The sequence below is a fragment of the Nostoc sp. JL34 genome (assembly GCF_017114945.1).
Taxonomy (GTDB): Bacteria; Cyanobacteriota; Cyanobacteriia; order Cyanobacteriales; family Nostocaceae; genus Nostoc.
This window is the reverse complement of sequence record NZ_JABXKQ010000084.1, coordinates 71234-95380: the sequence shown is the minus strand read 5'-3', so window position 1 is coordinate 95380 and position 24147 is coordinate 71234. Positions and strand designations below refer to the sequence as shown.

Below are 24147 nucleotides of genomic sequence, written 5' to 3'. Positions count from 1 at the left end.
GATTGTTCCTCGCTTAACATCGTCCGAGACATAATGCCGTATTGATGCCGCCAAACCCCATACTCAGGGCGATCGCATATTCAATCTGATGTGTAACAGATTTTTCCCGAACCCAGTTAAAATTTGAGTCGATTGGACTTTCTAAGTTTCGCGATGGATGAAGCATTCCCGCACGCATTTGTAGAACTGTTGTCACCACCTCAACAGCTCCGGCGGCGCTCAGTCCGTGACCGATCAGTGACTTGGTTGTATTGATATATGCGTGGGACAGACCTGCCTCGCGAATGGCTGAAATTTCAGTATCGTCGCCAGCGATCGAACCGCTACCGTGGGGATTGATATAGTCGATCGCTGGCGGCAACAATCCAGAACGAGCCAATGATTCCCAGATGACAGACAGTTCACCTTCTTTGGATGGATTGGGGTTGCGGTTTCCGTCCATCCTGGTTGCCCACCCCAAAACTTTGGCATAGGGCGAAACGCCAGAACGAGCCGCTGTATCTTCTTTTTCAATCACCACCACACCACAGGACTCGCCAAAAATAAATCCGTCACGATCGCGATCGAAAGGGCGACTGGCTAATGATGGCTCATTAGCATAACGATTTGACCCCATAGCCCCCATAGCTCGCAGTCCTCGACACTCCCAATGGGACAGATCCATCAAAGCTCCCATCGCGATGCAGACATCAACTCTACCACTTGCAACAGCTTCGCTTGCCTCAATGACTGCCAACTGACCGCTAGCCGACGCACCCCCTACGGTATGCGCGAATCCTTTCACAGGAAAATATTGGGTACAGAGTCCACAAATATCACTGTCAAGAAATGTCGTGCCATAACTCGGTCTGAGAAAATGAGTCCGATCTGCATATTTTTCCTGAATCAGCACCAATTCACGCTGCTGGAAATTCGAGCCACCAACAATTAGACCGATGCGGCAAGGATCGACATCATCAAGTCGGGCATCCCGCCACGCTTCATCCAGGGTAGAAACTCCGACTTGAGCCGACCATGAGGCTGTCCGTAAATCTTTCTCGGCAATCCCATCAGGAATCACAAGATTGTCAATTTCGCAACCCAACAGACGCAGATTGGCATCAGCGATCTTTCGCCCAGGTCGATTGAGTTCAGCAAAAGCAGATTTTCCAGCAAGTATCGCCTCTAAAAAATTAACTTTTCCTTGCGCGATCGCAGTGGTGACTCCAACTCCTGTAATCAGTATTTTAGCTAAACTGATGTTTTTCATACAGCAGATCGGTAAACTCGCCTATATTCTTGATTTTTGCAAGCTCAATTAGAGGGATTTTTAGCGATAGCGATTCCAGCGTCATCATGACAATATCGGCTCGATCCATCGAGTTGGCTCCTAAGTCGGCGAGTCGATCCGTCTCAATAAAGGAATGCCTCTCCAGTTCTGGAATAACTTCACAAGTGTGTTGGACAATGATGTTAAAGATACTATCCCTTGTAATCTCTGTTGTCATCTCGATTCTCATTTATTCTAGGTCAATTGCACTTAATTGAACCAGTATTTATGCTCTCTTTTTTGCCTTTACCAGCATATACCCAAGATTCTCACACATATCCTCAAACATTCCGACCCAGCGGTCGATCGCTTGACTCTCAACGTATTGCAGAATTTCGGTCTCATACTGTTTGAACGCGACTTTAACCTTTGGAACCAGAGGAGGAATCACAAATTCGGTTACGTCATCAATTTCGATCAGGTCAAACCCAGCTTCATCCAACAGTCCTGGATAATCTTCCTTTGGAATAAAGACCGAATGAATTTTTTCTTTGGCAAACGTCTTAAATTCTTCGGTAATGTTTGACCGTGTTGGCAAGTCAGCGATTAGTAATGTGGCCCCTGGCTTCAAGATTCGATAAGCTTCTCGTAGGGCTTCGCGGTGTCCCATGTGAAAAATGGTTTCAAAAAACCAGCCTCCGTCATAGGTTGCGTCATCGCAGGGCATTTCCAAGGCATTGCCCTGGATGAAGCGGACTCGATCGGACATACCAGCTTCCTGGGCTAGCTGCTTCGCCTTGTCGTATTGGTACTTACTGATGGTAATTGCATCAACGAAACATTCTTTCGCTTTTGCAATCCGCATAGCTGGGACACCAACACCGCATCCCAGATCGCAGAAGCGTTCTCCCTGAGATATCTCCGACTTGTCGATCATAATCTGAGTCAGGCGGTCGGCTGCCTCACCAAGACTGGCGTCAGGATTCTTTTTATCCCAATAGCCCCAATGAAACTGCCCGTCAAAGATGAGATGCCCTCCTTGACCTCCGGGCGCATTATACATTTCTGCTACCTTTTCTGGTATCGGACTGCTGATAGTTACGCCATTTTCCTCAATATCAGACTTACTCACTGAGTCCCCCATAACCTATAAATAGGATTTAGATTCTATTAACCTAATTTTGCTAACAGCATTATAGGTTATAAGCAGTTAGGTGAATGTTTACACTTGTGATTATTCCCGTTATTAATTTATATCAAGTTTATGGAGCAAATAACCTCAACAGAATTTAAGTCAGATTTTCTAACTGAAGCACGAGTTAGTCTAGGATTGGCTGTGCCCTTAGCAGTTGCTCAACTAGCCGAATTTACCATACCTGTGATCAATTCGGTAATGATGGGTTTACTTGGCACTCAAAATTTAGCGGCGGGTGCTTTGGGTGTAGTTATTTTTCTGACTCTGGCATCTATTTGCATTGGTATTCTCAGAGCAGCAGGGGCACTTGCTGCCGAGGCTTTTGGAGCAAACAATCTGGATAGGGTCAGCCGGATTAATTGTCAAGGACTGTGGCTGGCAGTTGCCCTATCTTTACCCGCAATGCTTCTCTTATGGAACTGTGATTCTATATTGCCCTTATTAGGTCAAGAAGAAAGCAATATTTTATTGACAAAAAGCTATTTACATGTGGTGGTTTGGGGATTACCTGCCATGCTGGGTTTTTTATATTTAAAACAAATTGCTGCTGCCATCAATTTTCCCCAATTTGGCATGGTAATTATAGTTGTCTCTTTACTGCTGAATATACCTGTCAATTACGTACTGATGTTTGGCTTTTTAGGTTTCCCTGCCCTTGGTTTAGCTGGAATAAGCTGGGGAACGATGCTCGTTTATTGGGTGAGTTTCTTAGCCTCAGTTATGCTGATTTATTTTCATCCTAACAGTAGAGACTACAAGCTTTTTCGCTATTTGGATGAGTTTGATCGAGAGATATTTGGTAAAATTTTTCAGCTTGGATGGCCGACGGGAATTCAATTAGCAATTGAAATGGGGCTGTTCACCATCACGGCAATGCTAATGGGAAGGTTGGGAACCTCCAGTTTAGCAGCCCATGAAATTGCTCTCCAGGCATCAAGTATCTTTTCAGCAATTACAATGGCAATTTCTTACGCGGTTACGGCGAGAGTAGGGCAGATGATGGGAGAGAAGAACCCTAAGGGAGTAATGAGGGCAACCTTTGTTAATCTTAGTTTAAGCGGACTGTTGGCGTTCGTTGTAGCGATAGGTTTTGAACTGTTTTCCCAACCCATTGCCACCCTTTATTTGGACATTAATAATCCTGATAATGCCGTAGCAATTACTCAGGCAATAAATTTCTTAAAATTAGTTGCAGTCTACCAAGTTTTTTCCAGTATTAAAGGAATTGCGGTTGGGGCTTTGTTAGGATTGCAAGATACCCGCGTACCTATGATAATTAACACATTGTCTTTCTGGGGTGTTGGGCTGGGTGGAGGTTATCTAATGGGAATAATTTTAGGATGGGGAGGAACTGGTTTATGGTACGGTTTAATTATGGCTCCGGCAATTTCCAGCCTAATTTTAGTAGGGCGGTTTTATCTGAGAGCGAAAAAATTTGAGGGAGATTTAACTGGAGTTTCTGGTCAGACCCCAGTTTCAAGCTTGTCTACTTAGGCAATGTATCCTAGAGATAGCAACCAAGGTAGTATGCAATTTGGGCAACTTGGTTTGGCTCTCGCATCAGGGTAAAATGATCTCCATTAATGATGTGTACACTCAGTTCGCCTTTAATTAGCGTGTCCCATCTAACTCTGTCTCCACCATTACTGACTGTATGCGAGGCTTGGGCGACTGACTCACTTGCTAGAAATGATAAAACTGCCCCGTTATATGGCTGCGGGTGATACTGCGTTAAGGCCAGCATATTTACTTGAAAAACCCGCCATAAGCGCTGTAATTGCTCCAAAGACAACTCAGATGGGAAAAGTTGATGATGTTGGGTAAGTTTGAATACTTGCTCTAAAGAAACTAGTTTTCCTTCTAGTGACTCTAGAACTGAGTGCAAGCTTTGTCTCGACTGCCCAGCTAAATCTTTTATGAACTCCACAAGGAGTTGATCCTTGCCTGGTATGTCTTCAGCAGTCGGGATATGGCTATCAATCAGAACTAACAATGCAACTGTCTCCCCTCGATGAATAAGCTGTTGTGCTATCTCGTAGGAAATTATACCTCCCATCGACCAGCCGATAAGGTGATAAGGGCCCTGAGGTTGCACCGTCAAGATTTCCTCAAGGTAGTGACTGGCCATCGCCTCAATGGTGTTCAAAGTCAGCTGCTGTTCTATCAAGCCTAATGATTGCAGTCCATAGATAGGATGTTCCTGCCCTAACTGTTGGGAGAGTGCTGCATAGCACAGTACGTTCCCACCTACCGGATGAACACAGAACAGAGGAACTTGTTCTCCTTTAAGCTGAATAGGGACTAATACTGAATTAATCGCATTAGACATCTTTGAAAAAGAATCTGAAGCTTTTATCTGGTCTTGGTGAAAATCTAATTTCTGGAGATGTCTATTAATAGTAGAATGATTACTGGCTTTGAGCAGTTGGGATAGTTGGGCAATAGTGGGGTTCTGGAGCAGGGTAGCCAAGGGTAACTCTGCCTGAAATATGTTCTTTATTTGAGCCATGACCCTGACTGCTACAAGAGAATCTCCTCCTAACATAAAGAAATCATCGTGGATTCCCACCTGCCCAAACCCAAGAACATCCTCCCAGATATCAGCAATAATCTGCTCAAGCTTGTTTCTCGGAACAACATAAGCCTGAGTTATTGGTGGTCGTTGGTGTGCCTGTTTGGGTAGATCCTCCTTCGATGATTCTTCTAAAAAACTAAGTAGTGTAGAGACTTGGTTTTGCTCAATCCGAGAATGTAAATCTCGTGTCGATACAATAACTTGAGGCAGTGTATTACACAAAAGACGACGAAAAACATCTACGCCTTCTGCGGGTAATAGCCCTAACTTATGGTCTTTGTGAAGTATATTTGTAGTTGCGATCGCTTGTTCGTGCAGAGCAAAATCAACAGGTTGACTAATATTTGGGTAAAGATGATCTGAACGGACTTTGTTTAGCGCCTCTTTGTCCTGTAACGATACAACGAGCTTGCCGATGTGCTTCGCTTGTGCCATATATTCAAAAGCGATCGCCACTTCTGAAATTGGGAATACTTGATGAGGAAGGGGACTAAGATTCCCATTTTTGAAGTGTTGCACCACTTCCAGAAATATTGAACTAAAGTTAGGGATATTCGGCTCCAAATCGATGGTAAAGAAGGATAAGCTTTTCTCAGAAAGCCGTAAACCCACCTGGCTGTTCTCATCAATATTTTGCTTGCCAAGTTCTAGAAAGCGTCCGTAAGGTGCCAGAATTGACAAGCTTTTGGGTATGAATTCTCCCCCTAAAGAGTTCAAAACTACATCGATACCCTTGCCGTTGGTGTATTGCATCACTTCATCGGCAAAAGCCAAAGACCTTGAATCCATCACATATTCAATTCCCAGAGAATGCAGAAACGCCCGTTTTTCTGGACTGCCAGCTGTGACAAAGATTTCTGCACCGATCGTTTGGGCAATTTGAATAGCAGCCATGCCCACACCTCCGGCGGCGGCATGGATGAGAACACTTTCCCCTTTGCAAAGCCTGCCCAATTTATTCAGCGCATAGTAGGCTGTCATAAAGGAAATCGGAATTGTTGCTGCCTCTTCTAAACTCAGATGATTTGGTTTGGGTGCGACATAGGAGGCGGAAGTTGTTGTAAATGCGCTAAAGCAGGAAGAAGAAAAGGCAATGACTTCATCTCCTATCTGATAACCCTCGACACCTTCTCCCAGCGCCACAATCTTTCCTGCACATTCCAAACCGAAGTTTAAAGGAGTATTAGATTGAACTGGAAGCATCCCCAGCGCTAAAAGCACTTCCTTGTAGTTGAGTCCGGCAGCACATATCTCTATTTCTACCTCACCTGCACCTGGTTTCTGGCGTCTGGCAGTTTGAAATCTTAAGGTTTCTAAAATACCAGGAGAGGATATTTCCAAACAAAAATTCTGGCTTTCAGAGGCGGAAAAGTTTTTTTCCTTTCGATCGATTTGATCGGGTGTTAAGGGAAGATCCAAGGTTCCAACTCGTTGTTTTGCCGCCGCTGCCGCCATCCCGACTTCCTGCCAGCCATCCCAGTTAATACTTACTGTGAATGTTCCATTTTCTGAGGTTTTATGATGAGCGAAGGCATCAAGAAAGGCATTGGCTGCACAATAGTCTACCTGTCCAAAGTCATTTAGAATTGAACTGAGTGATGAACAAAGAATAAAGAAATCTAGCTGAACATCCTTGAAGAGAGCATCAAGTACGAGGGTTCCCCTGATTTTCGGAACAAGAACTTTTTGTGCTATTTCTGGTGTTTTTAGCTGAATCACGCCTCCCCCAGGAACACCTGCTGAGTGGATTACACCATTAATTTGGCCAAATCGCTCTAATGCTTGAGCTATGGCGTTTTGCATTTGTTCCAGGTTGGTAACATCTGCATTGACAATCAAAACCTTAGTACCCAGTTTCTCTATTGCTTGCAATTTTTGGATCTTGTAACTTGTATCATCTTGAGCGTCATGACTAGCTAGCCATTGTTCCCAGTCAGTTTGAGCCGGAAAATCAGAACGCCCTGTCAGGATCAATTTAACCTTAACTGTTAGCGCCAAATATTCCGCCAGTGCCAGTCCTATACCTCCAAGCCCACCTGTAATCAGATAGACTCCGCCTTCCTTTAACCTTTGTATTCCCCCATCTGAGTTCTCTAATCTGACTGACTCGAAAGTTTGTACCCAACGATGTTGTTTACGGTAGGCAATAATTTGTTGGTCGGATTTAACCTTTAATTCTGCTTGCAGCTGTCCGATCAGTTGCTTCTCTTGCCAGGTTTCTGATTGCGGAATAACTACATCAACACTACGACAGCTTAAGTAAGGGTATTCTTTAGGAATAGTTCTGACCGGGCCGATTAAAGTGGCTTGCTCAGGACGTAGTTTCTCTTCTGCGGTTACGTCCTGCATATTATTTGATACAACTATCAATTGAAACTGATCGGTAACATTTTGTTTACCGAATGCCTGAGCAAGAAATAGCAAACTGTAAAATCCTAAATCTAAAGCTTGGTCAATTCCTGCAAATTCTGATGCGGCGTGACTTTTTTCGGCTAGACTCCAAAAATGAACGATGGTTTTAGGGATATCTCCTAGTTCTGCCAACAAAGTTTCGTAGTCCTTGGGTTGTCGAGGATTGAGGGTATATGAGCCTTGATTTTCTTTTTTAAAGGACTCTCCTATCTTGACAACAATCACTTTTTGAGATTCGTTTTGAAGTTGTTTTGCCAGTTGAGAACCCAAGTTGCACTCATTGATAAACAGCAGAACGCTGCCCTGTAATTGCTCTAGTTGACTAACAGAAAGCGGCGACCTTTTCCAGGATGGGACATAAAACCAATCAGCGATATCCGGCTTTTTGCTTGGTGTTGCTTGAAACTCAAGTATATTTTTTCTTGGCGGTTCAATCCAATAACGTTGGCGTTCAAAGGGATAAGTAGGTAAGGGAAGACGATAATGCTGCTCTTGCTTGTAGAATCCAAACCAATCCACCTTTGCCCCAGCAAGCCAGAGTTGCCCCAGTGTGGTGAATAAAAAAGCTATATCTGATTGTTCCTCTTGGGGATGACGGACTGAAGTTAACACCGTTTGTGCAGCTGCTTTGTCTGGATGCCTTTTAGCTAATGTAGTTAGCGTCCGTCCTGACCCCACCTCTAACAGGATTTGCTCAGGTGTTGCCAACAACTTCTCTACACCTTGGGCAAATAGGACTGTGGAACGCAGATGTTGAGCGTAATAGTCAGGATTTGTGGCTTGTGTAGCGGTAATCCAAGTACCAGTAACGTTGGATATATAAGGAATGTTTGGAGGATTTAAGGTAACTTGTTTTACCCGATGTGCAAATGCCTCCAAGATTGGTTCCATCATCTGGGAGTGGAAGGCATGGTTCGTATGCAGACAGCGGCATTCAATGCCTTGTGTAGCCAGCTGATTTTCTAGGGCATCTATTGCTGCGGTGGAACCGGAAACTACGCACTGGAAGGGTTGGTTAATTGCTGCTAAGGAGAGTTCTTGTCCTAACAGAGACTTTACTATGTCTTCGGGCAGGGGAATAGCGAGCATTGCCCCATTGGGAAGTTGCTGCATCATTTGCCCTCGTGCTGCTACCAGAGATAAGGCAGCTTCTAAGGAAAAAACTCCGGCGATACAAGCGGCGACATATTCGCCAATACTGTGACCGATCGCAGCCACAGGATTCACCCCATAAGACTGCCATAATTTAGTTAAGGCATATTCAATCACAAAAATAGCTGGTTGAGCAATCGCTGTTTGTTGAAGTTGCTTTGATGCGCGATCGCTATTTTCCTCATCAGGGTAGATTAGATGACGCAGATCGAGTCCTAATTGAGGCAAGAGAATTTCTGAGCATAAATCAACTTGTTCTCGAAATATTGCCTCGGTTTGGTAAATTTCCCGCGTCATATTCACATACTGGGAACCCTGTCCGGGAAACATGAAGACAACAGACCGATCTACAACTTCAGTGCAGTTGCTAAAAACTTGTTTTGGTTCTAAACTGCTTAAAACTTTGACAGCTTCTCCTAAGTTCTGACAAACTACCATCCTGCGGTGGTTAAAAACCCAGCGACCAATGCTGAGAGTATAAGCGACATCAGCTAAATTAAGTTCGGGATGTTGTTTTAAATGGTCAGCTAGATTAGATGTTGCCCGATCGAGGGCGATCGCAGTTTTACCTGAAAGTACCAACAGTTGATAATTTCTCCCCTGCCCCCTGCCCCCTGCCCCCTGCCCAAAAACAGGTGCTTCCTCAAGAATTACGTGAGCATTAGTACCCCCAATTCCAAAAGAACTAACCCCAGCCCGACGAGGAATGTTATTTGTTTTCCATTCACTAAGAGTTGTATTGACGTAGAAAGGACTATTAGCGAAATCAATTTTGGGATTGGGTGTCGAGAAGTTCAAACTAGGAGGCAGCAATTTGTGTTGTAGCGCCATTACACTTTTAATCAGACCTGTCACACCTGCTGCTGCATTCAAATGTCCGACATTTGTTTTCACCGAACCAATCGCACAGAAGCCTTTTTTATCGGTACTCTGAGCAAAAGCTTGCGTTAAAGCGGCGATTTCAATCGGATCTCCTAGAGGCGTGCCAGTTCCGTGGGCTTCGATATAGGAAATTGTCTCGGCATCTACTCCAGCCACAGCTTGAGCCTCGGCAATCACTGCCGCTTGACCATTGATGCTGGGAGCAGTGTAACCCACTTTCAGGGCACCATCGTTATTGATCGCCGAGCCTTTAATGATTGCCTGGATGCAATCTCCATCAGCTAGAGCTTCGTTTAACCTTTTTAAGACAACAATTCCGACACCGCTACCGCCAATAGTTCCCTGTGCATTGGCATCAAAAGCACGGCAGTGTCCATCGGGGGATAGAATCATTCCCTCTTGATACAAATAACCCGTATTTTCTAGAAAGCTGAGAGAAACTCCACCAGCCAAAGCCATGTCACATTCCCCATTGAGCAAACTTTGGCAAGCAAAGTGAACAGCAGCTAAGGAAGTAGAACAGGCCGTTTGCACATTCACTGCCGGCCCTGTCAAATTGAGTTTATAAGCCACCCGCATCGGCAAAAAATCTTTGTCGCTGGAGATTAGTAGTTGTAAAGGATCGACTGTCTCTAAAAGGTCGTGGTTTGGAGTTAGATTGTTGAGCAAATAACTATTCAGACCCAGACCCGCATAAACACCGATTAAACCCTTGTACATTTGGGGATTGTAACCAGCCTGTTCTAAAGCTGTCCATGCCGATTCTAAGAATAGGCGCTGTTGCGGATCGATGATCTCAGCTTCTCTAGCACTATAACCAAAGAAATTCGCATCAAATAACTCCATGTCTGACAGAACAGCATTAGCTTTTACATAGTTGGAGTTACTCAGCCAATCTGGATCGACGCCAGCCTTTAACAATTCCTCGTCTGTAAACCAAGTGATAGATTCTACCCCAAGAGATAGATTCTGCCAAAATTCATCAATATCTTTGGCTCCTGGAAACTGACCCACCATTGCAATAACGGCGATTTCATAATTATTTAACTCTTCGTTGTTATTGACATTATCCATTGCCATATCTTCACTATTGATTACGAGAACGGTGCTGTCGCCTGAGTTGTAATTGTCCGTTTTTTAAAGCTTTAATATCACTCTGAATTTGGTTGCGAGGATTATTTTTCTCGGATGTATCTTGTTTAGGCAACTTCCCGCTTAAGTATTGACTTAAAGTCTGGATAGTTGGGTACTTAAACATATCAATTATTGACAGTTCCGAACTCAATACTGCTTGCAATTGTTGATTAATTTGTACTAGAAGTAGCGAATGACCTCCCAGTTCAAAAAAATTATCGCAAATTCCCACTTTTTCTACTTGCAGCGCCTTTTGCCAAACTTCAGCGATGATTTTTTCCACCTCTGTTTTTGGCATTACATAATTAGCTTCATCTAAAAGAGTTGGCTCTGGTTTCGGAAGAGCGCGACGGTCTACTTTTCCATTGGGGTTTACAGGTAGTGCTTTGAGAAACACAAAAGCAGAAGGTATCATATAGTCGGGTAATTTCTGTTTGAGGAAGCTTCGTAACTCGCTAGTACTGGGGGGGTGAACTTGGGGAACAATATAGGCGATCAGACGCTTCAAATTGGGATTGTCTGCTTCTGCAATCACCACAGTTGAGCGGACTTCTGGGTGTGTCTCTAGTACAGCTTCGATTTCCCCAGGTTCGATGCGGAAGCCGCGAATCTTAACTTGATTGTCGCGGCGACCAAGATATTCAATATTGCCATCGGGTAAGTAACGACCGAGATCACCCGTGGCGTAAATTCGTTCTCGAACAGAGCCTTCTCGCGGACTAACAAATGGATTGGTGACAAATTTGCGCTCAGTAAGTTCTGGGTTATTGAGATAGCCTTGCGCTAGACATTCACCACCAATAAAAATTTCTCCAGCGATGCCGATGGGCATTAGATTGTAGTGTTCGTCCAAGATGTAGATTGCGACACCAGGAATGGGACATCCAATCGGAGGCAAGATCGGCCAAGAGTTGACATCCTGCTCCAGAGTGAATGATGTGATGACATGACTTTCCGATGGGCCGTATTGATTTTGTAAAATGCATCCAGGCGCATCTCGAAACATCTGGGAAATTGCTGAGGTGATTCTGAGAGCTTCGCCAGCGATAATCACTTCGCGCAAGGTATGCAAACAACGTCCTGAGATCCGAAGTTGTTCGGCAAGACTGCTCAGAGCAACATAGGGAAGATACAAACGCTGAATCTGCCGATCTTCGATTAACTTAACTAATCCAGCCGGGTTACCACGCACGTTCTCGTCAATCAATACCAGGCTACCTCCGCCGCCCAGAGTGGAGAATATTTCCTGAAATGAGACATCAAAATTCAGTGAGGCGAATTGCAGGGTTCGAGGTGTTTGACATTCTCCGGCTTGAGAAATCTGCCACTGGATCAAATTGATCACGGCTCCATGTCCCATAGCTACCCCTTTGGGTTGTCCGGTAGAACCCGATGTATAAATGACATAAACCAAGGAGTTCGCAGGTAGTAGGGGAGACTGCGGAATTTCCTGTGGTATTTCGCCCTCCTCTACGTACAAAATTGGCAGTCTTTGTTTCTCCGACTCGAACAGATTTATCAGTCGATCGCGGAGCTTTTCCTCAGTCAGAATAACGATCGGCTCTGCATCTTCGATGACAAAAGTCAGACGTTGCTGCGGATAAGCCGGATCGAGCGGCAAGTAGGCAGCCCCCGCCTTCAGAACTGCGAGAATCGCCACTACCTGGGAAATGGAGCGTTCAGTGAATATACCCACAATCGTGCCAGGTATAACACCCATTTCCCGCAGACGGTTAGCTAATCCAGCAGATTGCCGATCTAATTCCAAATACGTCAGCGCTCGCTGATTGTGGATAACTGCGACTGCTTCGGGTGTTTTCTGTGCTTGGATCTCAAATAGGTGGTGGACGCATTTCTGTAGGTCATCAGCTTTTTTGTGGACGCGATCACCAATGCTGCATTTATTCAGCAGCTTTCTTTGTTCGTCGTTACTCAGTAACTCCAAGCTATGAATCGGTTGATTGGGATTTTGGCAGACCGCTTTTACCAGGTTGCTAAAATGTTCTGCCAGCCGGACGATAGTAGCTTGCTCAAAAAGGTCGGTATTATACGCCATATTCAGCAAGATTTCGTTGCATTGCTCAACGATTTCCAGGCGGAGTTCGATTTCCCCTGCCGGACTAGGCCCTGCTACTACCGAAACGCCCTCCAACTGATCTTGCAATGTCTGTTCTACCTCTGGTCTCCAGAAACTTTGCATTGCAAAGGAGGTTTGGAACACCGGGGAATGCGCTAGATCGCGAGAAATGCAAAGTTCGGAAACCTGTTTGGGAAACGGGAAGTACCCATGATCCAGTCCATCGGCTACCGTGATTTTGAGGCGCTGCAACAACTCAGCAAACGGCTCCTTGACATTAATTTGCGTTCTAATCGGAACCATATTAATCAAGTAGCCCACAGTGTTGGCAAATCGATCTTCAGGTCTTCCTGCACTCGCAACGCCAACAATGATGTCGCTTTGAAGCGTATATCGAGCCAGCAATGCCTGATAGATTCCGAGCAGTAACACGAACAAGCTGACATTCTGATTCTTGGCCAAAGACCGAAGCTGGTGGGTAATATTTGACTCCAACTTACTGGAGATTGTCGTGCCTGCATAGGTTTGGCTGGGGGGGCGCTCCCGGTCGAATGGCAACGCCAGCAGTGGCAGAGTCCCGCTCAGTTGCTTTTTCCAATAGGATAGACTGGCTTTGCCGCGTTCGCTACAGATTAATGCCTGTTCCCAAGCAACAAAATCTGCATAGTCGGCGCTCTCTGGCGAAGCAATTGCAGGTTCGCTTCCTTTTGAGAACGCGGCGTAGGCGTGCAGGAAGTCGTGCAGCAGAATGGGCAAAGACGACCCGTCAACCACCAGATGATGAATCACAATTAGTAACTTGTGGCGGTTCTGCGACTGGTGAAAGAGATGAAGGCGAACAAGTGGATCGCTTTCCAGATCGAAAACTCGATCGGCGGCGGATCTTAACCGATCTTGTAACACTGCATCCGTTGCGAAATCGCGATCGCCATCCTCGAAGAAAAACTCCGTCTGCGAACGAATGGTTTGGATGGGATTTCCTTTGTCGTCAGTGTGGAATTGCGATCGCAGCATCGGGTGACGCTCCATTAGGAAGGATGCTGCTTGTTTGATGGCATTAACATTAACGAGCCGATCGAATTGTAGCGTTACAGGCACGTTGTAAGCCGACATCTTCGGAACCAACTGGTGCAACAGCCACAATCCGCGTTGTCCTTCAGACAGGGGAAAAGTCGATACACGCACCTTGCTGGTTGTTTGTGGCTCGGAAACTGACTCTGTTTCACTTGTCACATTCAGAGCGATCGCTGCCCGTTTTTGATCAATTAGGCGGCACAGAGCCTCCACGGTTCCATAGTCTGCTAGTTCGCGATGCCCGATCTCGACCTGGAAACGTTTTTGCAGCCGCCGGGCGATTTCCATACTGCGAATCGAATCAACGCCTAGTTGCCAGAGGGATAGGTGCGGTCTAATTTCACTTTCGGTGAGGCCAATGGATTTAGCCACAATTGCGGTGACAATTTCCTGCACGCTCTGACTTGCGTCGTTTGGGTTGGATTTGCCCTGGGCGATCGCCCCGTTAAACTTCGGTTCATCTGAATTAGCACTGCTGGCAACTTCCCAGAAACACCGTTTCTCAAATGGATAAGTGGGCAAAGAAATCCTCTGAACCTGTTTCTGTTCCCAAAGCGACACCCAAGGAATCTTGCCACCCTGAACCCAGAATTGGGCAAGTTTTTCGTAGTTTCGTTGTTCAAGGAATAGCTGTAACACCATCGCGTCGGCACCACCAGCCAGTAGCGTTTGCCATGAGTTGTCGGTTTCGGTAATATTTCCGAAATAAATAGGAATATTACTTGACAAATTACCTTTGGTGTGTAATATATGAGTCAGCCTACTCCTCAACTCCTCAATGCTGTTGACAACCAGTGCCACTCTCGATGCCATCGCCTCGCGCCCTAGCTGGAGCGTGAAGGCCAGATCCGCCAAGGAAACGTCTCGATTGCGATCGAGAAACTCGATCAATTGAGATATTTGAGCTTGCCGGCGATCGTCGTTTTTGGCAGATAAAATGATGATTTGGGGCGAATCCTGGGCAAGTTTCAGAGTCTCTGCACTTGGCTCTCGCGGATATTCTTCAACAATCAAATGAGCATTGACACCACCAGATCCGAGCGCAGTAATGCCCGCTCGTCTAGGCAAACAGATGCCATCAATCGTCAACGGCGACCAAGGCTCAAGTTCTGTCTGCAACTGAAACGGAAGTGAGGCAAAATCGATATCTGGATTAAGCGGTCTGACCACTTTTGTCGGACAAAGTTTTCTGTGCTTTAGCTGTAGCACGACCTTGATAAACTGCGCCATTGCCGAAACGGACTCGCCATGTCCAATCGTCGATTTGAGCGATCCCAGTCGGTAACATTGCCAACGATCCTCAGCGCGATCGCCAAACACTTTTTTCAGGGCATTCAACTCCAGGGAGTCTGCCATCTCCAATCCCATTGCTGCTGATTCGATGTAACCCACTGACCTGGGATCGATGCCACCGCGATCGAGCGCCTGACTAATAACCTCAGCTTGGCGAAGCGGGTTTGGAGCACCGTAAGCGTTGGCTCGACCGCTATGATTTACGGCACTGCTGCGAATAACCGCAACAATAGAATCGTTGTCCCGATGTGCATCCTCAAGACGCTTCAGGACAACAGCTCCGACACCTTCTCCAGGTACAAAGCCAGTTCCGCCTTCGCCAAAGACTCTTGGCATCTTCGATTCAGCCAGCAAGCCGACCTCGCAGAGATACTTATAATTTCTTGGATCGAGATACAGATTGACCGCGCCAACGATCGCCATTTGTAGGTCGCCGCGACGCAGTGCTTCACACCCCTGGTGCAGCGCTACGAGGGCTGAGGAACACATTGTATCCACGGCGACGCTTCCCCCTCGAAGATCCATCGCATGGGAGACGCGATTGACCATAGCGGCAAAAGAAGTGTTGAATCCCACCTTGGTGACTGCACCATATACCCCGATGCGATCGCGCACCGCATCGTCGAGTCCTGACGGCGAATATCCTGCATCTTCAAATGCACGCCAGCATTCCTGCAAGAATACCCTTGCCTGGGGATCGATTTGAGCCGCTTCTCGTGGCGATATATTAAAAAATAGCGGGTCAAAAGTGTCAAAGTCTTCTAAAAATGCGCCCCATTTGCAGTAACTTTTTCCTTGTTCCCGTGCCATCTTCGGATCGGCTTCAAAGAAGCCATCCATGTTCCATCGGTTGTTTTGCAAGTCAGTGATGCAATCTCTTCCCGATTGCAGGTTTTCCCAAAATTCTGTTAGGGTCTTAGCCTGGGGAAATCTACCGCTCATCCCAATTACGGCGATCGCATCTTCGATTGGGTCACGCGACTGATCTAAGGCGATGGTCTTGGCTGCAAAATCTGTAGACGGCTGCTTATTTGCAGTGCTTTCTTGGATGGCTCCTTTCGGCTCAGGATGGTCTTCCAATTTTACCAGCTTCGCAAAGTTTGTCCGTTGAGTTTCGGCGAAATGGTTGACTAAGGCATCAATCGTTGATGCTTCAAAAAGCAATCCCGCCTTCACACCTTCAAAGTTTTTGTTGAGCGCATTGGCCAACTGCGCGATGATTATGGAATCAACACCATAAACGGCGAGGGGTTCTGATGAATCGATTCGGTTTCCATCCATCATCAGAACCTCACCGATCAGTTGTTTGAAGTAAGTCGTCCCCTTTTCCTTCAATTCCTTCAATGCAGATGAAGCGCCTTCCTTGTCGTTCGGTTGCCTAAAGTTAAGTGCTTGCTGTTTTGGAGAAGGTACGGAAGAGATCGATTCTGGCTGGCGAACAACACCGTCACTAACAGCGACAATCACCTGTTGTCCCAACGAATCAGCCGAAGGCGCCGGGTAAGCGATCGCTTGGAAACCCTCTTGCTGGAGAACTCGTTTCCAGTCTTCTGCTAGCAGGAACGGCGATCCAGGCACTCGTGCATCTTCAGCTAACCACCATCCTGCCAACAAACCGAAAGTGAGGTGGGAAATTAATGAAGTTTGGGTAATTTCATTGAGGAAAATCACGCCTTGTCCGCGCAAGGCGGCTTTAGCGTTACGTAGAGAGCGGCGAATATTGGCTGTTGCATGGATACAGTTGGTGGCAATAACTATATCAAAAGAGCCGATTGGAATGCCCTGCTTCGATAGAGGCTGGTCAACGTCAAACAATTGTGTCTGCAAAAACGGATACTTGGGTGCGAAGTGTCTTTTTGCGCGCACCAGAAATGCTGGGGAAATGTCTGTATAAAGATATTCGCCAACGAGATTGCCAAAAGGTTCGAGATGGTGTAATACAGTTGCTGTCGTCGCTCCTGTGCCAGCGCCAATTTCCAGAATTCGTATAGGTGTCAACGCATCGACCCGGCATGTTTCCTGTAGGTAGTTAACTACAGTTTGGGCAAGCAGTTCGTTGAAATGCGTGGCGATCGCATTCCTTTCGTAGATTCCTTCTACCAGTGACATGGAACCATTGGGGAACATGATATCTGTTGCTCGCTTTTCTGCCTTCAGAATCGCTGGAAGTTCGCGCATACAAACATCCACCAGCATGACGATTGACTGGATATGAGGCATACTGTCCCAATCAATTTTCTGGCGATTCCATTCGTCCCAGATATCAGCGAGATTCCCTTGGACGCTATCGGGGACGACTGCGATCGCCAGCCGACGACTCTCTTGCAACCAGAGTTGATAGAATTCTGGAAGAGAGGGTGACAGAGTGGCACGTGGATGCAACAAGTCAAGGCTTGCCAGTGTGCCATGCAGCAGTTTCAGTAGCAAGGTTTCTATGGCTGCAATCGGTTCTAGATATTGCTTTGCTATGGCTGCAACGCGATCGGAATGCCAAGGAATTTGGCTGAGTGCCGACTCAATACAAGACGGATTGACCGGAGGATAAACATCAAGCCACTCATCGTCCTTGACCAAATCGAGCCTGTCTAAACTAGTGGTTTTCAAGAGAGCAAGTTGAGGCAGAGGGCTGACTAGAAAGGCTGACAGCGCTTCTAAACCCTGTTGCGATGCGATCGGCTCAATCCCGCACTGTTTCATGCGGATTTTCGTGGCGTCAGGGATGGTGTTACCAGTCCCTACGTTCCAGTACCCCCAATTTACAACTTTTACAGGGAATGGGAGGCAACGGTTCAACTCGATTGCGAAAGAGTCCTTGAACGCGCAGCCTGCGGCATAACCGCTCATACCCCCACCGCGAGTTAAAGAAATAATAGAGGAAAAAAACAGCATGAAATCTAATGGCTCGTGTTTAAACACGGTTGCCATATTCACACTAACATCGATCTTGGATGACAAAATAGAGCGAAATCGGTTCTCGTCCATTTCACTGAGGCTTTGGTCGAATTGCCCAACAGCCGAATGAATGACACCATGTATTTGGGAGTACCGAGACTTGATGGACTTGTACGCTTCAGTAAGTGATTCTCGATTGGATGCGTCAGCCTGTAAATATTCTGGAGCGTGACCAATTTGTTTTAACGTGTCAATTTTTTGACGAATTTTATCGTCAATTTGCCGACGACCGATCCAGATGACTTTGGCATCGTAATTTTCCATAACGAAGCGCGACCAAGCACTGCCTATGCCACCCGCCCCGCCGATAACGACGTAGACACCACGGTTTTTATAAGCAGAATGAAACTCATCAGCTTCAGGGGTGGGAACGTTCCGCATTGGGATGGGAGTCTGTTGATACCATTCCCCGTCTCGCCAAGCGAAAACCTTGCCTGCGCTATCATCGGGAAAATGTTCTAGATCGACAGACGAAAGCGATCGCCCTTTTTGCAGATCCAAAGCGCGGACGTTCCAAGAAGGCAGTTCTTTGGCAAGGACACCTGCAAAACCATGCACGGCGGAATGCACCGGATTTGACAACTCATCTTTATTAATAGCAGCAATCTGCGTCGTCAGAAAAGTAAGAGCCAGATTTTCTGTAGCGTAGCCAGCCGAGAGCAGGGACTTGACGATCCGAAAGACCGAAAGTATCCCGCCCTCTTGTGCAGACAACACTCTACCATCATCCAGCAACGAACAGTTATCTTCAGGAACAACAATGATAATGTGCTGCCAAGGCGAATCTGTCTTTAACCTGCCTTTGAGAGACTCAATCCGGTTTTTTGCCATATCGCCAAAATAGGATGCGTGATTGAAGCAAGCTCTCAGATCGTCTTTGAGTTCCGCATCTACACCAATAATCAACGTTCGCTGTGTGCGATCGCTAAAAGGCAGGTTTGCTTTCAGTAAAGGTATTGCATTCCAGCACGGCACCAAGGCGTACAGCTTCGCCTGCGCCTCATCTTGCGCCAAATCTGACTGCGTTGCCTTCAGATCCTCCTCATCGCCATTAAGCGGGCAAATCCAATAACTTTCGCGGGCAAAAGCATAAGTAGGCAGACTAATTCGCTGGGGAAATCCCTTGACATAAAGTTTGCTCCACTCAACGGTCATGCCCTTAGTCCAGCCATCAACTAAAGCAGCATATTCACAGTTATTCATCCAACCTGTGATGACTTCAGACACATCCCTGTTTGCCAAAAGACTAGCCAGATATTCCTTGCCAGATTTGATGTCTCCGTAGAACAATCCCGATTTGGTATCCGAATCGTTCCAGGCCATTTGCAGCTTATTTCTCAGTTCGTCCATCGACTCAACCACAAAGCCGAGACGTGTTTGCATCGCTTCTCGTCCAACTTGCAGCGTGTAGGACAGGTTTGCCAGGAAGTTTTCTTCGTCCTGGAGATTTTTAGACCAATTCTCTTCTAAGAATGCTACCAAGTTGGCGACTTGACCTTTGAGACACTCGTTGTTCTTTGCAGAAAGGACGATTGGGAAGGGGCCGGAAAACTCGCATCTAGTATCAATATAACTACGATACTCTTCAATAACGGCGTGTGCAAAAGCACCGGAAAAACCAAAAGAACTGATACCCGCTCGTCTAACGCCTTCGCTCTCCCAATCAGTTAGTTCGCGATTGATATAAAGCGGTGAGCCTTCCAACTTCAGGTAAGGGTTGGGCTGCTTGAGATTGGCAACAGGGGGAATCTGGCAATGTTTGATCTGTAGTATTACTTTAATCAGCCCGGTGATGCCAGCAGCACCCTCTGCATGACCGATATTTGCTTTCACCGAGCCGATCGCGCAAAATCCGATTTTACTAGTATACCGGGCAAATGCGTTCTTGAGACTGTTGGTTTCGATCGGATCGCCGAGCTTGGTTCCAGTGCCGTGAGCTTCTATATAGGTTAGCGTTTCGGGATCGATCCCGGCATCTTCCCATGCTTTGACAATCACGTTTTCCTCACCCGCGACGCTGGGTGCAGACAGAGACGGTGTGTAGCCTCCGTGTGCAAAGGCAGATCCCTTGATGACTGCGTGGATGCGATCGCCATCTTTCTCTGCCTGATCCAGGGGTTTGAGCAGTACACTAGCAATACATTCGGCTGGCACATAACCGTCAGCGGCAGCATCAAATGTATGACAATGCCCAGTTGGAGATAACGCTCCCAATTTGGAAAAATAGCGGTAGTGCAACGACGAGAGTAGCAGGTTAGCACCACCCACAAACGCCATTTCGCATTCCTTGTTTCGCAGTGCTTGACAGGCGTAATGCAGCGCCACCAAAGACGAAGAGCAGGCTGTATTAATTACCATACTCGGCCCCTTGAAATCGAACCAGAATGAAATCCGGTTGGCACTGATGCCACTTCGTCCCGTCCCAGTATAGATATCAAGCGGTAAGCCCAACTCGACAATTTTCTCTGCGTAATCATCAAAACAGATGCCGGCGAAGACACCTGTGTTACTGCCACGCAACTGATTAACCACCCCGGCATCTTCTGCTGCTGCATACATACTTTGCATTAGCAAGCGATTCTGCGGGTCCATCCACATCGCTTCTCGCGGGGAAATATTGAAAAAGGCGGCATCGAATTTGTCTGCATCTTTGATGAAGCTGCCCCATTTGCAGTAGGTTTTGTCTTCGGAACCAGGATTAGGGTCAAACCAGGGACGATAATCCCAGCGATCGCGGGGCACTTCCCGAATTACATCTCTGCCGTCACGGATCATCTGCCAAAACCGATTGAGATCCTCGCATTCGGCGTAAGTGCTGTGCATACCGATGACTGCAATATCGCCATGCAATTTTGCTGACACCTTTTCGTGGCGTTCCGATCTCGATCTATCTAACTTTTCTGGAGTGGTTCTGTGCTGGGTTCTCCTTTCACCAAGCAGTTGTAGAAAAGCAGCAGGATGTGAGTCTACGAAAAAATTCACTACCTCCATGAGGCTGGGGTATTCAAAGAACAATGTGGCATTTAGTTCCAGGTCGGTATCCTGTTCGATGCTGGCTGCGATCGCCACCAATTCGGCCGATCCCAGACCTAACTGCATCAAATTGGTATTCACCTCCGTTTCGCCGATCGATATCTGCGCCGTGATGTTGATTTTGTCGATTAGATAACGCAGCACATCGGCAGCCAGACTTGTCTCAAGGATCGATGCGTCAATTGAAGCAGCTTTTGGTGATTCCGGTGAAGCCTGTTGAGGTTCTTTTCGGTCATGGAGAAGCTTTAACGAACAACCTCGCAAGCGGGCAACCACTAATGAGTTATCAGAAATAATATCTGCATCAAACAGAATCAGTTCGCCAGAATTCTTGACTAACCGAGTATATACCCAGCAACGATCGAGCGATCGCCCTTTTTCAACTTTGACACAATAGATTTCCCTGATGCCAAACGGCAAGTAGTTAGAATCGTTACCAATTGCATCTGCAAGCAGGGGTGCTGCGGCCAGGAAAGCGCTGTTAATCGCCAGAGGATGTAAAGCATAAGTATGGGACTCTTGACGGCTCTGTTCGGTCAAACAAACTCTGGCAATTATACCATCACTGGTGCGGAATAATCTTTCAATCGTCCTGAAACTAGACCCCAAGCGAATTGCGGGAACAGTGTGGTAGATTGATTCCAAATTGCCTGGAGTGCAAGACTCCAGTAGGCGTTCTACGTCCAAGTATTCCTCTTTGTACAGATCCGGCTGCAAGTGTCCTGTTGCCGCAGTTTGCGTCAATTGTTTCGAGGTGGTAAGGCGGTATCTAGCCTCGAAATTCAATCCTGTTGGGATTTCTGAGGTGTGGATTTCAACGGTAACTGCTTCCCCTCGGTCAACAATTATCGGCTGAACAAAAGTGAGGCGTTTCAAACAAAGGGCACGCTGATGCGGAAACCTTTGGAAAAAGTCTGTCATCGCTAGACTGGCATGAGTAACTCCTAACAGAACCCGGTCGCCCAACAATGTGTGGTCTTGCAGAAACGGTTCGTCGTAAACATATGTTGCAGTTCTCCCCCCTGATGTCTGCGATAGCGATGGCTCTGCCGTTGCTTGGGTATCGTCCTGGGAATCATGGATGATGTAGGAAAACTCCTTGTCATGCTCAAATGCGTATCCGGGCAACACCATGCACGATTTGGGTTCGACGCGATTCAGCCGACCAAAATCGATGTCTGCACCAGCAGCCCAGTAACGCGCTAACCTGATAAGGTCGCGATCGTCAATAGCGGATTGCAATTGGGCATCTTTTGGTGTCGGCAAGTCTGCGCCGCCAAAAGATGCGTAGATACCCGGATTGCTAACATCCAGATCGTGACGTGCTAACTGCTCGACTATATTGAGCGCCCGGTTCGTTGAGGATGCGATCGCGACTAAACGATACTCAAGGTTGCAATCTCGTAACTGTAGAGCCGAAGCGAGATCCGCTACTGAAATCGCGGGATGTTTTCGTAAATAGGTCTGAAGCCGTGTCAAGTAACTCTGTAGTCCTTTCTGGGTCGCGGCAGCAAATACAAGTAAGGTTTCGCGCGGATGAGGTCTAGATGTGGTATTTGAGGGTTTCTCTTGATATTCCTCCACGATTAGGTTTGCGTAAGAACCGCCTGCGCCAAAAGAGTTAATCAGGCTACGGCGCGGTAGGTCGCTATTGTGGGAATTTGACTGAGGAACCCAGGGCGACAATTGTTCCTGTAAGTAAAATGGTGAATTGTCGAGTTTGATGCGAGGATTTCTAGGCGTCGCGTTGATGGTGGGAACGAGGGTTTTTTGCTGGAACTGCAATAGTACCTTGGCGATTTGCGAAATGCCCGATGCGGCTTCCAAGTGGCCCAAGTTAGATTTAACCGAACCAATCGCACAAAAGCCTGTTTTGTTAGTTAGCTGTGCAAAGGCATTCTTCAGCGCAATGATTTCAATCGGATCGCCAAGACTGGAGCCATTCGCCGCCGATTCGACATAGGTAATTGTCTCAATGTCGCACCCACTACGGGCAATAGAATCCAGCACCAGCTGAGTTTGTTGGGCTGGATCGGGAGCCGTGAATGCCTGTCTTCCGCCGCTGTGATTCACAAAGCTGCTTTTGATGATGCCTTCGATCCGGTCGTTGTCCGCAATTGCCAAACTGAGCGGTTTCAATAGCAACGCTCCTACGCCTTCGCTGGGAATCATGCCGTCGCCGTCACCAAGGCTTCTGCTGTGTTGTCCAGAACCAAGGAAGTTGGATCGCTCCAGGGATAGGAATTTTGAAGGTTCTAAAGTCAAATTGACACCACCAGCCAACGCCATCGAACAACTGCCTTGTCGCAAGCTTTCACAAGCTAAATGGATTGCGGTCAACGAACTGGAGCAAGCGGTATTCAGCACCAGGCTGGGCCCGGTCAAATCAAAAAAATGCGACACCTGATTGGCAATTTGCCATTCCGTACCGTTGGAACTGAGGACGGCTTCATTTCTAGAAGGATTAGTCCAGGCATACTGACTGTACATTGAGCCGACAAAAACGCCGATGCCTTTCTTCTCCCTAAGCTGGAACTGTTTTAGGGCTGCCCGTGAATAGCCCGCAGCTTCAAAGGTTTCCCAGGTAATTTCTAGGAATAAACGCACCTCTGGGGGCATAGCGATCGCTCTTTCTTCGGAAACACCGAATAGTTGACGATCGAAATGGTAAACATCGTTGAGGAAACCACCGAAGTGCGATCGCGCCGGAGTCTCGGAATGTTTGCGATCTGACAAATTCGACCGCCGAAACCTGTCCGCCGCGACAATGCAACTACGCCCTGTTCTGAGAACTTCCCACAATTCATCTAAATTTTTAGCACCTGGGTAACGGCCAGCAATGCCAACGATGGCGATGTCATCCTGCACAAACCTACTTGCGTTTTGTAAAGCGTTCGCGGTATCCGACGCGATCGGGTTTTGGGCAGGTTGGGGAGATACTCTTGGGGATGGCGAATCTTCGTTGGTGGATTGTGAGATGGAATCGCTGCTTGCTGGCGCTTCGGGACTGGAACCTGGGGACTGGGGACTAGGAAGAGTTTTCTTCTCGTGCGAACGCTCTTGCAACAAAACTTGGTTTAGGTCTGAATCCCCTTCCAAGTTTTCCCAGTCCCCAGTCC

At 47.0% G+C, this 24147-nt stretch carries 6 protein-coding genes; 1 reads left to right on the top strand and 5 read right to left on the bottom strand.

The genetic code is table 11. The features are described 5' to 3' along the window. Positions 1-13: 13 nt before the first annotated feature. From HWQ44_RS16095 to HWQ44_RS16085, 3 genes are read right to left on the bottom strand one after another with little or no spacing between them, the layout of a single operon-like run. On the bottom strand, positions 14-1249 hold the full coding sequence (locus HWQ44_RS16095; protein WP_292720274.1) for a beta-ketoacyl synthase N-terminal-like domain-containing protein: 1236 nt from the start codon (positions 1247-1249) through the stop codon (positions 14-16). Next, on the bottom strand, positions 1227-1487 hold the full coding sequence (locus HWQ44_RS16090) for an acyl carrier protein (RefSeq protein WP_292720272.1): 261 nt from the start codon (positions 1485-1487) through the stop codon (positions 1227-1229). Before HWQ44_RS16090 ends, HWQ44_RS16095 begins: the two co-directional genes overlap by 23 nt. Before the next feature lie 48 nt (positions 1488-1535). Continuing rightward, the gene (locus HWQ44_RS16085; protein WP_292720269.1) at positions 1536-2381 is read right to left on the bottom strand and encodes a methyltransferase domain-containing protein; all 846 of its coding nucleotides are present in this window, start codon (positions 2379-2381) and stop codon (positions 1536-1538) included. Positions 2382-2513: 132 nt separating this feature from the next. Between HWQ44_RS16085 and HWQ44_RS16080 the strand changes: the two genes are divergently transcribed. Continuing rightward, positions 2514-3938 (top strand): MATE family efflux transporter, encoded by a 1425-nt coding sequence (locus tag HWQ44_RS16080; RefSeq protein WP_292720266.1) that lies wholly within the window; start codon positions 2514-2516, stop codon positions 3936-3938. 10 nt (positions 3939-3948) lie between these two features. On the opposite strand, the gene HWQ44_RS33585 is transcribed toward HWQ44_RS16080, so the two are convergent. Together HWQ44_RS33585 and HWQ44_RS16065 are read right to left on the bottom strand one after the other, a co-directional pair. Next, complete coding sequence (locus HWQ44_RS33585; RefSeq protein WP_366931386.1) at positions 3949-10539, bottom strand: SDR family NAD(P)-dependent oxidoreductase; 6591 nt, start codon at positions 10537-10539, stop codon at positions 3949-3951. Positions 10540-10552: 13 nt separating this feature from the next. Then, the gene (locus HWQ44_RS16065; RefSeq protein WP_292720263.1) at positions 10553-24127 is read right to left on the bottom strand and encodes a non-ribosomal peptide synthetase; all 13575 of its coding nucleotides are present in this window, start codon (positions 24125-24127) and stop codon (positions 10553-10555) included. Positions 24128-24147 lie beyond the last annotated feature (20 nt).